At 39.3% G+C, this 15361-nt stretch carries 14 protein-coding genes; 8 read left to right on the top strand and 6 right to left on the bottom strand.

The features are described 5' to 3' along the window. Positions 1 to 10 precede the first annotated feature (10 nt). From glgC to rluF, 5 genes are all read left to right on the top strand, one after another. Positions 11 to 1312, top strand: coding sequence for a glucose-1-phosphate adenylyltransferase (glgC, locus tag GQR38_RS16710; protein WP_002958601.1), 1302 nt, complete (start codon positions 11 to 13; stop codon positions 1310 to 1312). 81 nt (positions 1313 to 1393) lie between these two features. After that, positions 1394 to 2929 (top strand): glycogen/starch synthase, encoded by a 1536-nt coding sequence (locus GQR38_RS16705; RefSeq protein WP_165722773.1) that lies wholly within the window; start codon positions 1394 to 1396, stop codon positions 2927 to 2929. Positions 2930 to 3018: 89 nt separating this feature from the next. After that, a complete protein-coding gene (locus tag GQR38_RS16700; protein ID WP_165722758.1) occupies positions 3019 to 4233 on the top strand; it encodes an HDOD domain-containing protein in 1215 nt (404 codons plus the stop codon). Between the two features lie 30 nt (positions 4234 to 4263). Beyond that, entirely contained in the window at positions 4264 to 5334 is a 1071-nt protein-coding gene (locus GQR38_RS16695) for a DUF418 domain-containing protein (protein WP_165722774.1), read from the top strand. Between the two features lie 86 nt (positions 5335 to 5420). After that, entirely contained in the window at positions 5421 to 6458 is a 1038-nt protein-coding gene (gene rluF, locus GQR38_RS16690; RefSeq protein ID WP_165722759.1) for a 23S rRNA pseudouridine(2604) synthase RluF, read from the top strand. A 22-nt stretch (positions 6459 to 6480) separates the two neighbouring features. Here the strand turns inward: rluF and GQR38_RS16685 are convergent, their stop codons facing one another. Continuing rightward, positions 6481 to 7065 carry a hypothetical protein gene (locus GQR38_RS16685; RefSeq protein WP_165722760.1) on the bottom strand — a complete coding sequence of 195 codons (585 nt, stop codon included), beginning with the start codon at positions 7063 to 7065 and terminating at the stop codon, positions 6481 to 6483. Positions 7066 to 7124: 59 nt separating this feature from the next. After that, on the bottom strand, positions 7125 to 7382 hold the full coding sequence (locus GQR38_RS16680; protein WP_165722761.1) for a MetJ regulator of methionine regulon: 258 nt from the start codon (positions 7380 to 7382) through the stop codon (positions 7125 to 7127). 242 nt (positions 7383 to 7624) lie between these two features. Between GQR38_RS16680 and GQR38_RS16675 the strand changes: the two genes are divergently transcribed. Next, complete coding sequence (locus GQR38_RS16675; RefSeq protein ID WP_010552992.1) at positions 7625 to 7957, top strand: PBPRA1643 family SWIM/SEC-C metal-binding motif protein; 333 nt, start codon at positions 7625 to 7627, stop codon at positions 7955 to 7957. Positions 7958 to 8065: 108 nt separating this feature from the next. On the opposite strand, the gene GQR38_RS16670 is transcribed toward GQR38_RS16675, so the two are convergent. Next, positions 8066 to 11134, bottom strand: a complete 3069-nt coding sequence (locus GQR38_RS16670) for an efflux RND transporter permease subunit (RefSeq protein ID WP_165722762.1) — start codon at positions 11132 to 11134, stop codon at positions 8066 to 8068. A 2-nt stretch (positions 11135 to 11136) separates the two neighbouring features. Then, positions 11137 to 12219, bottom strand: a complete 1083-nt coding sequence (locus tag GQR38_RS16665; protein WP_165722763.1) for an efflux RND transporter periplasmic adaptor subunit — start codon at positions 12217 to 12219, stop codon at positions 11137 to 11139. A gap of 122 nt (positions 12220 to 12341) precedes the next feature. Here GQR38_RS16665 and GQR38_RS16660 point away from each other — a divergent pair, with 122 nt between their 5' ends. Both GQR38_RS16660 and GQR38_RS16655 read left to right on the top strand, forming a co-directional pair. Continuing rightward, a complete protein-coding gene (locus GQR38_RS16660) occupies positions 12342 to 13244 on the top strand; it encodes a LysR family transcriptional regulator (protein WP_165722764.1) in 903 nt (300 codons plus the stop codon). Further along, complete coding sequence (locus GQR38_RS16655; RefSeq protein ID WP_165722765.1) at positions 13234 to 13539, top strand: MGMT family protein; 306 nt, start codon at positions 13234 to 13236, stop codon at positions 13537 to 13539. Before GQR38_RS16660 ends, GQR38_RS16655 begins: the two co-directional genes overlap by 11 nt. A 304-nt stretch (positions 13540 to 13843) precedes the next feature. Here the strand turns inward: GQR38_RS16655 and GQR38_RS16650 are convergent, their stop codons facing one another. After that, entirely contained in the window at positions 13844 to 14488 is a 645-nt protein-coding gene (locus GQR38_RS16650) for a hypothetical protein (RefSeq protein ID WP_165722766.1), read from the bottom strand. A 27-nt stretch (positions 14489 to 14515) separates the two neighbouring features. Further along, on the bottom strand, positions 14516 to 15292 hold the full coding sequence (locus tag GQR38_RS16645) for a hypothetical protein (protein ID WP_165722767.1): 777 nt from the start codon (positions 15290 to 15292) through the stop codon (positions 14516 to 14518). Between the last annotated feature and the right edge of the window lie 69 nt (positions 15293 to 15361).

Genomic DNA, 15361 nt, shown 5'->3' with positions numbered 1-15361 from the left:
AGAGAGTATTATGCCTAATTATGCAAATCGCTACATAAGTAGCCTAACCAGAGAAACTTACGCGTTAATACTGGCAGGTGGTCGCGGTTCTCGCCTGCATGAGTTAACCGATTGGCGAGCAAAGCCAGCAGTTTACTTTGGTGGTAAGCATCGAATTATCGATTTTCCACTATCAAACTGCATTAACTCGGGTGTGAGACGTGTTGGTATTGCTACACAATATAAATCACATTCATTAATTCGCCATGTAAACCGCGCGTGGGGCCACTTTAAAAAAGAGCTTGGTGAGTCGGTTGAAATACTACCTGCATCTCAGCGCCAAGGTGATGATTGGTACTGTGGAACCGCAGATGCTGTTTTTCAAAACATAGATATTATTCGCCACGAGCTTCCTAAATATGTGATGATTTTGTCTGGAGATCATGTGTATCGCATGGACTATGGCGCTTTATTAGCTGAACATGTGCAAAAGGGCGCAGATATGACAGTGTGTTGTATTGAAGTGCCCGTAGAGGAAGCCGCAGATACGTTTGGTGTAATGACCGTTGATGAAGAAAACAGAGTGTGTCGTTTTGATGAAAAACCAGCAATGCCGAGCTCCGTACCCGGCAAGCCAGGTACATGTTTAGCATCAATGGGTAATTACATTTTTAATACTGAATTTTTGTTTGAGCAACTTAAAAAAGATTCTGAGAATGAAGGCTCTGGCCGAGATTTTGGTCACGATATTATTCCAGCAATTATAGAAGAGCATAATGTATTTGCTTTCCCATTTAGAGATCCAAACCAAGAAGGGCAGCCTTATTGGCGCGATGTAGGTACGCTAGATTCGTTCTGGGAGGCTAATATGGAATTGGTAATGCCAGAACCACAACTTGATTTATACGACCCAACGTGGCCAATATGGACATATCAAGAGCAACTACCACCTGCTAAGTTTATTTTTGATGACGAAGATAGGCGCGGTATGGCATTAGACTCAACTGTGTCGGGTGGGTGTATTATTTCGGGCTCTGCGGTTAGAAAGTCACTCTTGTTTTCTAATGTCCACGTTCGCTCATTTTGTACCATTGAGCAGTCGGTAATTTTACCCGGTGCGGTTATAAATCGAGGTTGTAAAATTAAGCGTGCGATTATAGATAGGAGCTGTGAAATACCGGCAGGTCTCGAAATCGGTTTTGACAAAAAAACAGATGAAGAAAACGGCTTTAGAGTATCTAAGAAAGGCATCGTTCTTGTTACTCGTGATATGCTCACTGAGCTTGCAAAAAAGTTAGAGCGCCAAGCGCGTGAGAATAAAAAGCTAGCGTAAAACACGTTAAATATTAAGCACGACAACAAAGCTTGCTCATTTATGAGCAAGCCCACACAGGTTAAAGGAAGTAGTAAATTAATGCATGTATTAATGGTTGCAGCAGAAAATGACGCGTTACCAGGCGCAAAAGTAGGCGGTGTGGCAGATGTAGTACGCGATGCGCCAAGGGCACTCGCAAAACAAGGTATAACGGTTGACGTTGTTATTCCTGACTACGGGTTTGAGCCGCTTGAGCGTATTTATATAGGTGAAGTAACCGTTGCATTTAATGCTCAACCCCATGTATTAACCATTTTTAAAGTACAACAAGCCCAAAATAATGTAAGCCAAATTGTTATTAGCCACCCGCTATTTAGTGAATCAGGCAGTGTATATTGTAACGATGCACCGGGGAGGCCTTTTGCTACCGACGCGACAAAATTTGCTTTATTTAATGCAGCTGTCTGCGAAGCATTATTACAAGGTGTATTAAAGCGCCCTACAGCGCTACATTTACATGATTGGCACAGCGCCTGCGTTGCAGTTTTACTTAAGTTTGAGCCACGTTATAGCTCACTTAATACCTTACCCATTGCCTACACAGTGCATAATATTGCACTGCAAGGTATAAGACCTTTTAAACACGACGACTCAAGCTTAGAGGCATGGTTTCCGTCACTTAGTTATAATGGCCAGCAACTATGCGACCCGCGTTACCCTCATTGCTTTAATCCTATGCGCAGTGCAATAAATCTGTGCGATAAAATACATGTTGTATCACCAACCTACAGCCAAGAGGTTCTTGAACCTAGTAATTACGAGCATGGTTTTTTTGGTGGCGAAGGGCTTGAGCAAGATCTGCAAAATGCAGCAAGCCAAGGTAAGCTTGTCGGTATTTTAAATGGCTGCGAATATCCAAGCAATGCACTTGAAGGAGCAACTCTCGCTGATTTTTATAGCCAAGCAGAGAATACTTTATTTACTTGGATGGCAAATAGCGAGCAGTTACAAAGCGGCTACTATATTGCCCACCAACGACTACAGCAATTTAAAGCAACGGTTAATAATGGCCCATTAGTCACAAGCGTTGGCCGACTTACAGAGCAAAAAGTGTTGTTATTGTGCCAGCAGGTTAATGAGGCTTTAGCTATTGATAAAGTGTGCCAAGTCATTAATGAACATAACGGCAGACTTATTATTCTAGGTTCGGGTGACAAAGAACTCGAAAGCATATTTACCAAAGCAATGGCGCGTAATTCTAATCTTTTATTTTTGAAGGGCTATGGTCAAGGTGTTGGCGATTTAATGTATCAGCTAGGTGACTTATTTTTAATGCCAAGCTCGTTTGAGCCTTGTGGTATTAGCCAAATGCTAGCAATGCGTGCGGGGCAACCGTGTTTAGTTCACAGTGTTGGCGGATTAAAAGATACAGTTAAACACCACGAAAATGGTTTTAGCTTTAATGGAGATACGTTAGCAACGCAAACGAGTAATTTAATTAGCTGTTTAGACGAAACTCTCTTAATTAAAAAGCAAAATCCTAAAAAGTGGCATAAAATTAAGCACAGCGCAGAGAAAATGCGTTTTTCGTGGCCACAAGTGGCAACTGATTATATAACAACCTTATACCGGTAAATCGTTGCTGTACTTTAAAGTTTAGTGACAAATGTACCTGCTTAGGGTTTAATTACTTAGTATTATATAAAAACTAAGAAGTAGGTAATGTGTCTGTATTTGTTGCAAGGCAAGCAATATTCAATCGAAGTAAAAAAGTAGTAGCCTATGAGCTACTTTTTCGTGATAGTCCAAAAAATTATTTTCCAGATATTGCAGAAGGCCAAGCAACAGCAAGGCTTATTATGGAAAATCAATTAAATTTAGGTACACGCCATATTACATCAGGCAAAAAAGCGCTTATTAATATAGGACCAGAATCATTAAAGCTCGATTTATGTGCTTTCCTACCATGCCAAGACGTTGTGATTGAGTTACTCGAAACCATAGAACCCACCGACGATAACTATGAACTGTGCCGAGGTTTATTTCATAGTAACTACAAACTCGCACTCGATGACTTTGTATATAAACCACAGTGGGATCGTTTTTTAAAGCTTGTGAAGCTCATTAAATTTGATATTGCGATTACACCTCTTAGCGAAATACAGCCCATAATTAATAAGTTACAAGCGCATAAACAAATAAAAATACTAGCCGAAAAAATAGAAACACAAGAAGACTATAAGCTCGCCTTTGATATGGGGTTTGATTATTTTCAAGGCTATTTTTTTGCAAAACCCACCATGATCAAACAAAATGACATTGACTATAACTATGGTTTAGTCGTCGCTATTTACGCCGAAATAATGAAAACAAGTCCAGATATAAAAACTATATCTGGACTATTTGAGCTTGATGCTGCACTTGCATATAAATTGTTGCGTTTAATTAACAGTGGTGTTTTTCCTATACAAAGCCAAATATCGTCATTAAAGCAAGCGCTTGTGTATTTAGGCCATGAACGCCTTAAAAAGTTTGTGAGCCTTATTGTTACTGCTCATACAGCGGGTAAAAAGCCTGCAGAGCTAATGCAAGTGTGTGTTGTACGTGCTCGTTTTTGTGAGTTGTTAGCAAAAAAGGTTAATAAAAGCCAGTCAGGCGAAGCATTTTTAACTGGGTTATTTTCACTGCTAGATGCAATCCTTGATCAACCAATGAGCTTGCTTGTTGAAAAGCTACCTTTCCCTGATGAAATAAAAACGGCATTATTAGGGGATAAAAACACACTTTATTATATTTTAAACGTTGTTAAAGCATACGAAACAGGAAGCTGGTGGGCACTTGAACAAGCTGTACTTTTGCTAAATATAGACAGTGCTATACTTCCTCCACTTTACCAGCAGTCAGTCGATTGGGCTGACAGTTATAAGAATAATATTTAACGGATAATAGCTTTAATGCGCAATTATAATATGGACTTTATTCGCGGCGTTGCCGTACTTGGCCTAGTTTACATGAATGCTTACGCCTTCGGCCTTTTTGAATACGGGTATACCTCTTTAACTAATCCTCCTGTTAGCGACTCAATTATTCATACCTTTAGCAGCTTGTTTGTAGACGGGCGTTTTAGAACGCTGTTTAGTTTGCTTTTTGGTGCCGGACTTTACATTCAGTGGCAACGTTATAAGTCTGAATTGCAGTTAAAAAGCAGGCTCTATTGGTTAATCCTCTTTGGTTTAGCGCATGGTTTTTTACTTTGGGCAGGTGATATTTTATTTGTTTACGGTGTATCTGGCTGGTTTGTTATTAAATATTTAGAGAGTGATAGCACTGTTCTTTTAAAAAGAGGACTTGAGTTTATTTTGTTATCGGGTGTAGCTACAGTGCTTATTGTATCTAGCGTACCCGATGAAATAATTTACCGCGATACAGCACAGTTTATAGATTTATATAACCCACACTATATTGATTACTTTATTAGTAACCTCGCTATGAACACATTGATGCTTGTTATGGTGCCAATAATGACAATGTGGATGTGCGTGGGCCTTATGCTCATTGGCATTTATTTATATAAACAAGGCGTTTTTAGTAAAGGCTTAACTACTCAGCAATTAATAGTTTGCGGTGTAATGACCCTTATTTTTTGTGGAATCAGGCTTTATGCATCACAGCTTAATGGCAGTTTAGGATATGGGGTGCAAGAATTTGTAAATATGTTTGCGGCCCTAGGTATGGCTACGCTGTATATTCATTTAATTGTTAAATTTTGCAATAACAGCGCACACGTAGGCAAGCTTATTCAACAAGCAGGGCGCTTAGCATTTACTTTATATATTAGCCAAACACTCATACAACTGTTGTTATATAAAGTGCTATTTACCCACTGGGTGCTCAGTTTTGATCGTATTGACTATTGGTTAGTTGCAACGGCATTAGTTGCGCTGCAGCTCATATTTACCTTTTTATACAGCCGCTATTTTAATCAAGGTCCGCTTGAATGTGTATGGCGTAAATTAACTAAAGTAAAAATTAGTGCTTAAACGCCTATAAATAGTAAATTAGGGGCGAAAAAATAGTGTGGGTGGTTTACACTACTCGCCTTAAAAATTACTACGCTATAAGTGCCATGACCGAATTAAAACGTTTAAATAAATTTATTAGTGAAACAGGATTTTGTTCACGCCGCGAAGCCGATAAATATATTGAGCAAGGTCGTGTCAGCGTTAATGGCTACTCACCAGAAATGGGCGTAAAAGTAGCCGCTACCGATGTTGTATTAATTGATGGTAAGCCTCTTAAAGCCACGCCAAAGCGCGTTTACATTGCCTACAATAAACCCGTTGGTATAACGTGTACTACCGAAAGTAAAATTCAAAGTAATATTATTCGCGCGGTAAATTATCCTACGCGTATATTCCCAATAGGGCGCTTAGATAGACCGTCTGAAGGGCTTATATTTTTAACTAACGAAGGCGATATCGTTAATAAAATTTTACGTGCGGGCAATAATCACGAAAAAGAATACGTTGTTACGGTAGATAAACCGCTTAATCGTCAGTTTGTTACAAAAATGGCGAATGGTGTGCCTATTTTAGATACCGTTACTAAAGAATGTAAAGTAACGCAAAGTGGCCCCAAAGAATTTAAAATAGTACTTACTCAAGGTTTAAACCGTCAAATACGCCGCATGTGTGAATACTTAGGCTACGAAGTTGTAACCTTAAAACGTACGCGCATAATGAACGTAACACTTAAAGGTTTAAAAGTAGGGCAATGGCGTCATCTATCAGATATTGAAATGGCGCAAATAAACGATTCAATTTCTGATTCTGGTAAAACCCAAGAGCATTCGCTTGATACTAATAAGCAATCAGAAAATAATGTACCTTTAGCACCTAAAAAACGCGATTTTCAGGGCGAAAACCCACGACGCTTTAATAATGGTGATCGAAATAATGAGCGTAGTACTGAGCGAAATACAAATCGTAACTCTGAGCGCAGCAACGCTAACACAGAGCGCAAAAATGAGCGCAGTAATACTCCTTACCAAAAGCGTTCTACAACGTATGTGGGTAAGCCAAAAAGCATTAAAGAGAACAAGTCGTCTAATGCTAAATCAGACTCAAAACCAAGCTCGGACCGTATTCTCAGTCTAAAAAAATAATGTGCAGCTAAGTGGTATTCTACTACCACTGTATTTCTTGTACTATATTACCAAGTGGGCTTTTAACGCCCACTAAGTTTACGTTGTTATTTTGCAAACTCACCAATCTACCTTTATCTAAATACCATCTAAAAGTGTGCTTTTTATAGCTTTTTAAATCCAGTACAGTCAGTTTTGCGCAACTGTATTCATAATCCGCTGGGCAAGTACCTACTTCGAGTAACTGATATTCTTGCTGCCATATATTATCGCCGTATTTATTAGCCAGTAACTTTACTGAAATACATACTGACGTCCACAACCATAAGTAAATTAAAATAGGTAAACCGATTGGTATAAATACTGAACGGAATTTCCCGTGCTCAACAATATAATCTTTAACCGTATGTTTAAATTCAAAGTTATTATTGTATTTTTTATATAGGTGCCTAAATAAAGCAACCGATAACACGATCGTCATTATTGGAAATAACGTAAATGTTAAGGTGTTATATATACCGTTGGGGATAAAAGCGGGATCGGCTTGTTCATCCCATGCAAGTAAAACCAGCGGAGGTGCTGTTACTAAAAGTAATAAGGCGCTGTTGAATAGTTGTTTAAAGGTCACAGGGGATTCACTTATAAAATGCTGCTTGTATAAAGCCCAAATTAGCGCTTAATGTTTAGCTATTGAATGCTAAAGCCAATGTAAAATAAGAGTATACCTAAATAAATTGTAATCGCCGATAATGCTTTTTTAGAGCGCAGGCGCTTAACAAGGTCGTGTGTGCCATCAACCATACCGGAAATAACCAGTAATATGCCCCCTGTAAAACGGTAGTTGTTTAAGTTCACGTTACCATTATCGTCAGTTATAAAGCGTAAATAACCAAAAATTATAAAAAGACTGCCTGCTATTAGTACTGCAATTTTAAAGTTTTCCAATGCTTTTCCATAATATTGAGTTAGATACTAAAACGCCACTAAGTTGAGTCATTATAATTTTACTATATTTCGAATTTAAATTTTGCCTAAATCCATTAAATGGCCTTATTATGTCGCTATATTAGGCGTATATACGCTAAAGCCTGATTTATATTGTGCATTAGCAAGTACACCTTAGTTATATTTTGGGTAAGCTGTTAAGATGCGCCGTCTTAATAATGTAGAAAGGTTATAGAAGTAACATGTCAAAATTTTTCTTTATGGGTAAGCCCGACATAATGGGTAAAAATAACAGTAATGGATTTGCGCCAAATCGTACTGCAAAGGTAGGCACAGAGTTGCACCCGTTAACGCTAATTGTAAACTCAGCTGAACGACAATCAGAAATAGAAGCAATACTAGAAGAGCATTCGCTGTTTGCTTCAATTGAAGTTAAAGCAGACGTACCAGAAGATATTCGCGAACTAGACTTTGCGCTTAGTAAGTCAACACCACAAGTATTTGATAAAGTACCAGAGCGTAACGCACCTTGTGTATGTGGTAGCGGCAAAAAATATAAGAAGTGTTGCGGTTAGTTTCTTAACAACTAAATATGTAGCCTTTCTTTTTTCATCGGTATTAAATAAAAATGCCACTGACCTTGAGCCAGTGGCATTTTTAATGTTAACCGATTATATGTTTAACTACTTACGTGGCTCGTAATCAATTCTAAATATAACCGTGTAAAGTACTGGCACTACAATGAGGGTTAGTATGGTAGCAAAGCCCAAACCAAACATTATTGTTACCGCCATTGACTGAAAAAATACGTCAAATAACAGCGGGATCATACCCAAAATAGTGGTTATAGCTGCCATTGCAACCGGTCGTACACGGCTCACACCAGAGTCAAACACGGCTTCATAGGGCGATTTACCTTCCCTTAATTCAAGATTTATTTGATCAACTAATACAATACCGTTTTTAATTAGCATACCGCTTAAGCTTAACAAACCAAGTAGCCCCATAAAGCTAAACGGCGCATTCATTGCTAACAAGCCCGCGCTTACACCAATAATAGCCAAAGGCACAGTTGCCCAAATAACAAGTGGCTGTTTAAGTGAGTTAAAAAGTAATACCGTGACTGCAAACATCGCTAAATAACCCAGCGGTAATGAGCCAAATATTGCTTTTTGCGCCTTGCTTGATGACTCAAACTCGCCGCCCCATTCTAGTTGGTAACCACGTGGTAGTTCCATGTTCTCTATTGGGCCGCGAATACGGGCAAATAGTTTTGCAGGTGTTTCATCCCCTAATACATTATTATCGGCCATTACTGTAATAGTACGTTTGCGATCGCGGCGCATTATTAGGCTGTCTTCCCACTGCACATCAAATTCGTCTACAACCTGAGTCACTGGTACAAATACACCCAATACTGGGCTGTATATTTGAAGGTCGTGTACGCTTTCTACGTTTAAGCGCTCGTTAGCGGGAGAACGGGCAATAATGGGTAGCAACTGCGTGCCATCGCGATATACGCCCACTTGTTTACCCGATAAGCTCGTTAGTAATACATTGTCTAAGTCTGATTTACTAATACCTAATCGGCGTGCTTTTTGCTCGTTAAATTGCGGGCGAATCATTTTGGTACGTGCGCGCCAGTCATCACGAATATTGTATGCACCATCGTCGCTACCAATCAATTCTTCGGCTGTAGCGGCGAGTTGTCTTAAAACAACAGGATCTGGGCCCGAAAAACGTGCTTCTATTTTTGCATCAGTAGAGGGGCCAATTTCCATCGGTTTAATTTTAAGCTGTGCAGAGAGTGCATGATTGCTTGAGTAATCACGCACTGTTTGCATTACAGTTGCTACGGCTTCTCTGTCGGCAACACGAATAATTAATTGCCCGTACGCTGGGTATGATTTTTCTGGCGCGTAGGTAAGCATAAAGCGCGGTGCACCTTGGCCTGTTGTACTTGTTACTTCTTCAACAAGGTCTTCTTTTTGTAAAAACTCTTCGAGCTTTTTAACGCCCTCTAGGGTTGAGCGAATATCAGAGCCTTGCTCTTGCCAGTAATCTACATAAAACATAGGTGTATTAGAGGCAGGAAAAAACGACTGTTTTACAGAGCCAAAACCAACAACCGCAGTACACAGTAAAACAACCATTAATATAAGCGTGGTTTTTCTAAAGTGCAGCGCTAAATCTAAAATCGCTTTGTAACCATTAAAAATAAAGCCTTTGTACGGGTCTTCATCTTCTTGGCCTTCTTCGTTTTTAAATTCGTTTTCTTTAAACATTAAATTGGCAAAAAATGGCGTTAGCGTAATGGCTGTTATCCAGCTTAATAAAAGCGAAATAAACAACACCCAAAACAAGCTACCGGCAAATTCACCACTGGCATCAGAGCTTAAACCAATTGGCGCAAAGGCAGTGACTGCAATTACTGTTGCACCTAGTAAAGGCCATTTTGTTTGCTCAACAATATTAACAGCCGCTTTGAGTTTTGTTTGGCCACGTTTAAGGTTTATCAGTATGCCTTCAGTGACGACTATTGCGTTATCAACCAGCATACCAAGAGCAATAATAAGTGCCCCAAGCGATATACGTTGCAAGTCGATAGCAAACAACTTCATAAATATAAACGTACCCAGTACAGTAAGCAGTAAAATACCACCAATTAAAATGCCGCTTTTTAAACCCATAAATAACAGCAGTACAACAATAACAATCGCAATGGCTTCAAGTAAGCTGATAATAAAACCATCAACCGATTTTTGAACCTCTTGTGGTTGGTTGTATACCGAATTTATGTGAATACCATGAGGGCGTTGATATTCAAGTGATGCTAAATGCTCGTCTATGTTTTTACCCACATCAACCACGTTAACACCCGACATAAACGACACGCCAATAAGTAAAGCTTGCTGAGAGTTATAACGAATAATGTTATTTGGTACTTCTGCGTACTCTCTGTAAACCTTGGCTACATCGCCTAAGTAAATAAGCTCATTGGCACCTGATTTTGAAATTAATAAGGTTTCGAGCTCTTTTACATCTTTAAATTCGCCAGTAGGGTGCAAGCGAATTGACTCATCACCCACGCGAATTTTACCTGCGTTAGATACCGTGTTTTGCGATTGTAATAACTGGAATATATGGCTTGGCGCAATACCTAATTGAGCAAGCTTACGCGTAGAAACTTCAACCATTACTTGCGCTTGTTGTTGCCCCGCAACGGTTACTTTACTAACGCCTTTAACCAATACCAGCTCACGCTTTAAAAAATCGACGTAATCTTTAAGCTCGTCATACGAGTAGCCATCGCCGGTTACCGAATACATAACACCGTACACATCGGCAAAGTCATCCAAAATTGTACTAGGATAAACACCACTGGGTAACGACGGAGAAAGGTCGTTAATTTTACGACGCATTTCATCCCAAATTTGGCGAAGCTGCTCTTTACGATAATTGCTTTTCATTTCTACTGAAATTTGTGATTTACCGTTAGATGAAATAGACGTAACGTAATCAACATAAGGGAGTTGCTGAATCGCGTTTTCAATCGGAAAAGTAACTTCTTCTTCAACTTGCTGCGGCGAAGCGCCAGGGTACATGGTGATAACCATGGCTTTTTTAAGCGTAAACTCAGGGTCTTCTAGTTGCCCTAAATCAAAATACGATACACTACCGCCAATTAATAGAAGCAGCGTAAACATCCAACTGATTACTTTTTTCTCTATGGAGAGTTGTGCAAAGCTCATAATTATAAGCCTCGCTCTTTATTCCATGCTCTTACTTTCATGCCTTCTTTTAGTGAATGCACACCGGCTGAAACTACAATTTGGCCTTCTTTAATACCACTTAACACTTCAATACCATCGCGGTGCAACTGGCCAACCTTCACAGCTTGTTTGTGCACTTGGCTAGTTTTTGAATCAAAAAGCCATACGTAGGCGTTATCTTCAATTGATTCTTGCGGCTCAGAAAACACCGACTCGATAGGTAGTATTGTGTAGGCAACTTGCGAGCGCGTTACTTTGCTTAAATCAATAAGCACACTACCCGTCATACCTGCGAGTAAATTAAAGTCCTCAGGTACTGGTAGCGAAAATACAACCTTATAAGTAAGTGTTGCAGGATCTGCTTGGGTATCCCACTCTTTAATATCAAGTATGTACTCTTTATCGTCAAAGCCATCAAACTTTACAGTAGGGTGGTAATCAGTGCCTTTTTTAAAGCGAGCGACTATTTTTTCAGGAACCTGAATTTCTACGTCCATTAAATCGCGTGTTTCTAAGCGTAATATATTTTGCTTTGCTTGAATATTTTCAAAGTTTTTAACAAACACCTTAGCGACAGTGCCTGAAAATGGTGCGCGTAGTTCACTGTATTCAAGGTTCGTTTGTGCAATTCTAAATGCAGATTCAGCAATTTGCATATTAGCAGTGGCTTCATCTAGTTCTGATTGGCTGGTGATTTTTTTCTGAAACAATTGCTCAATACGGCCAAGTTGTGATTTTGCCAGCTCAAAGCGCGCTTTGCGCTCGTCAAACTGTAATTGAAAATCTTCTGGATCCAGTTTTGCTAATAAATCACCTTTTTCAACGTGTTCACCAGCGAGAACCGGAAACCTAATAAGTTCGCCGTTTACCCTAAAAGCAAGGTACGAGCCTTGGTTTGCAACAACTTCAGCAGGAAAACTACGAATGTTAATTTGCGTATCATGACCTATGTTGAATAATTTAACAGGGCGAATAGGCTCTTCTTTAACTTGTTGTTCTGGCTCAGAACAGGCTATTAAGCTAAGTAAGGTCGTTGTTAATAAACATAGACGAAAGAGTTTCATGTCTTCTCCGTTGCAATGATGGCAAAATAATTAAGTGCAGCATACGCTGCAAACATATAAAATAAAAATCATTAAATTTTAGAAACTCAATAAGTTTTATTTATGATGTTGCAGAGCGGTATATGAAGCTGAATCAATTAATAATTTTAGATGCCATAGTGCAAAGCGCAAGCTTAAGCGGAGCAGCACTAAAGCTACATAAAACGCAGCCAGCGCTTACACTCGCCATTAAAAACTTAGAAGCCAAAATAGGATTTGAGTTACTAGACAGAAGTAAGTACCGATTACAGCTTACTGAAAAAGGGCGTATTTTTCACCGCGAAGCGCAGCAACTTTTGCATGCCAACGACGAGCTAGCACAGCTTGCTAAAGAATTGGCATTAGGTAATGAACCCCAATTTAGAATTTGTTACGAACAACTTTGCCATACGCAGAGTTACAACGAGATCATAAGTAATACTTTTAGATTATTTACCAGCACCGAATTTAGCTTAACAAGCGGGAAGCGCTTTATTTCGTTAGAGCAAGTAAATAGTGGGCAAGCTGAATTAGGCATTGGCCCGTGGTTTGATTTATTTCATGCGACAGGCGATTTAGAAAGCGTACCTATAGGCAGGCTCGATATTGGCATTGTCAGCGCTAAAGGCGTACTCCCTAAAAAGCTAACCTATAGCGAACTACAAACGTATCCGTGTTTAGCCATGTTTGAAAGTGATTTGAGTATCGACAGTGACAGACTATCGTACTCAAAAGGCTCCGCCATGATGAAAATTGATGATGTATCGACCTTAAAATCGTTTTTACTTTCAGGCGCGGGTTGGGCAATGATGAGCCTAGAGCACTGCGACCCTGAAATAAAAGCAGGCTTACTTCAAGAAATACACATAACTGACCGAGAGCATAAATTTAGCGCGCAAATTAGAGCCTTTAGGCAGCATGCAATGCATCACGGCCCTGTAGCGCGTACTATTTGGGAGCAATTTAAACAATTAAGTAAGGAATATTCTAACAACAATGGATATTGATAAAGAAACACTTATTTATACTGTTATCGCAGGCATACCAATAGGAAAAGTAGCAAGCTATGGGCAAGTTGCTGCTCTTGCAGGCTACCCTCAAAACTCACGGTTGGTGGGGCGCTTATTAAAAGTGATGCCAAACGACTCGGTTATACCTTGGCACAGGGTAGTGAATAGCCAAGGTAAAATATCGTTTCCAGCGGGTAGCGAAAAATACCAAGAACAACGCGAAAAGTTATTATCAGAAGGTGTGTTGTTTAAAAACGACAAAGTGAATATGCGCGAGTGCCGGTGGGAGTGATATGACTATTATTGGCAGGTAAGTGCCATAGCTGACCTCTAGGCGTGAATTGATACTCTGTTGGGTGGCGCCTTCGGCTTAAGCAATCTACCTTTTGACGTAGGTCGGATAAGTGGCTTCGCCATGCCATCCGACACAGTAAAATACCTTGCCAATTATTATCAATATTTTATGTTGTCGACTGGCTGGAGAGTGCCAATTGCGGACATTAGTAACGCTTGCTTAACCGGCGCGTAATAGCAGGCTAAAATAGCGAGGAAGGAGCGCAAGCCTGCTGTTTTGCATCCTTTGGTTTAGGCACTTGTTAGCTTTTATTACTTTCATAGTTTTCGAATATGGATGCTACATGTTCAGAGAAGTCATCAAATTCACTAACTTTAAAAGTATTGCAACCATTAGTGGTTAAGTGAAACGCAATAATCTCGCCACCAATGTAAACACGTTCGTTTTTTGGAGCAGAGTTTTGAATGAGTCGTTGTTGTTTCATCATTTCAGGGAGCAATTCAATCAAGTTACCTTCTAAAACATCACATTCAGGCTTTACTCCAGTACCATAACCAATCTCCTCTGAAATAAAGTTGTTGGTTGAGCGATAGGCAAAACCAACAACGCCTTCCGCTTTTTCAGATATGCCAAATTGATATACAGTAGTTGTAAAACCTTCTGGCAAAGAGTACTTTTCTTTGTATTGTTCCCAGAGAGCACGTAACCCTTCAGGAGTATGGTAGTCTAGATTGTGAATGCCTTTTACGACCATTCTAGTTGAAGCCTGTAAAGCCCATTCGTTCGAAAAACCTCCAGCTCCAGTACCAGCAACAATCATTTTTAAATGCGGAATATGGTTTGCTTTCGAACAAAAAAATGCAGGATTCCCATGAGCATCAACAGCTAAAGAGTCTGTTGCAATTAGAGCCTGCGACTCATCAGTGTAAAAAATTAAAGATGACATTCTTCTTCCTTTGAAAGCCCGCTATATTTAGTCCGGCTTGAATGACTTGATATGTATTCCATTGATAACACCATTGGCTAGCTTATTGAGATATTCTTTTGCAATGCCTGCTATGAATGAATGTGCTTCTGATAACTCCATAATTGGAGTTTTATTTTCTTTAACAGCTTCTTTAAACCCATGCCTAGAATCCAAGCCTGACACAGTATAGTTGTTAGCCGTATTCGTAAAAGCTTTCCTTAAATTCTTATCTACCGAAATTTCTATACCTGTTTTTTTTGATAAAGCTTCTAATGTCTCTAGAGTTTTATAATAGTTAATATAATTTCCTTCAACTGCGAAGTATTTCAATATAAAATAAGCATCTTCACACTCAGTGGCCAAGTTCATCATAAAAAAACGAACATCTAATTTTTTTACTTTTTCAAATTCCTGATTATATAGGTAGTCAGAAATATTTGGTTTTCCTAATAAAGCTAGGATATTTCTTTTTTGGGGTTTTCCAACTCTAACGCCATCATGCAACAATTCGGCTAACTCAAGTTTCCGAACATTTTCAGATAATATTGACGAAACTCCATTGTATAAGCTTGCTAGCTCATACCCTATTTGCCACACAACTTCAGGATCGTCTTCGTCATCAAAATATACAGATGAAAGACGAAAATCATCATTCATGCAATCATTGTGGTGATCAATCCCTCCAGAAATATCAAAGTATAAATTCTCGGGTCTCTGAGAGTAGCCTCTAAAATGTTGAGAATCTCCGTCTAAATAGAATTCCCACTTTACCGGTTCGGTCAAAACTAGCTCCTAATACATAACACTTTAGTATTTATGCGACACGCAGTTTGTGTTGCATAATCGCTTGTT

The organism is Pseudoalteromonas sp. c7(2019) (assembly GCF_011378625.1).
Classification (GTDB): Bacteria; Pseudomonadota; Gammaproteobacteria; order Enterobacterales; family Alteromonadaceae; genus Pseudoalteromonas; species Pseudoalteromonas arctica.
This window is presented reverse-complemented; position numbering and strand designations above follow the sequence as displayed.

Bases quoted from the DNA above. Each gene is read 5' to 3' on its own strand.
- GQR38_RS16660 (WP_165722764.1), top strand. From the start codon at position 12,342: ATGAAGCTGAATCAATTAATAATTTTAGATGCCATAGTGCAAAGCGCA.
- GQR38_RS16670 (WP_165722762.1), bottom strand. From the start codon at position 11,134: ATGAGCTTTGCACAACTCTCCATAGAGAAAAAAGTAATCAGTTGGATG.
- GQR38_RS16650 (WP_165722766.1), bottom strand. From the start codon at position 14,488: ATGTCATCTTTAATTTTTTACACTGATGAGTCGCAGGCTCTAATTGCA.
- GQR38_RS16705 (WP_165722773.1), top strand. From the start codon at position 1,394: ATGCATGTATTAATGGTTGCAGCAGAAAATGACGCGTTACCAGGCGCA.
- GQR38_RS16655 (WP_165722765.1), top strand. From the start codon at position 13,234: ATGGATATTGATAAAGAAACACTTATTTATACTGTTATCGCAGGCATA.
- rluF (WP_165722759.1), top strand. From the start codon at position 5,421: ATGACCGAATTAAAACGTTTAAATAAATTTATTAGTGAAACAGGATTT.
- glgC (WP_002958601.1), top strand. From the start codon at position 11: ATGCCTAATTATGCAAATCGCTACATAAGTAGCCTAACCAGAGAAACT.
- GQR38_RS16665 (WP_165722763.1), bottom strand. From the start codon at position 12,219: ATGAAACTCTTTCGTCTATGTTTATTAACAACGACCTTACTTAGCTTA.
- GQR38_RS16675 (WP_010552992.1), top strand. From the start codon at position 7,625: ATGTCAAAATTTTTCTTTATGGGTAAGCCCGACATAATGGGTAAAAAT.
- GQR38_RS16695 (WP_165722774.1), top strand. From the start codon at position 4,264: ATGGACTTTATTCGCGGCGTTGCCGTACTTGGCCTAGTTTACATGAAT.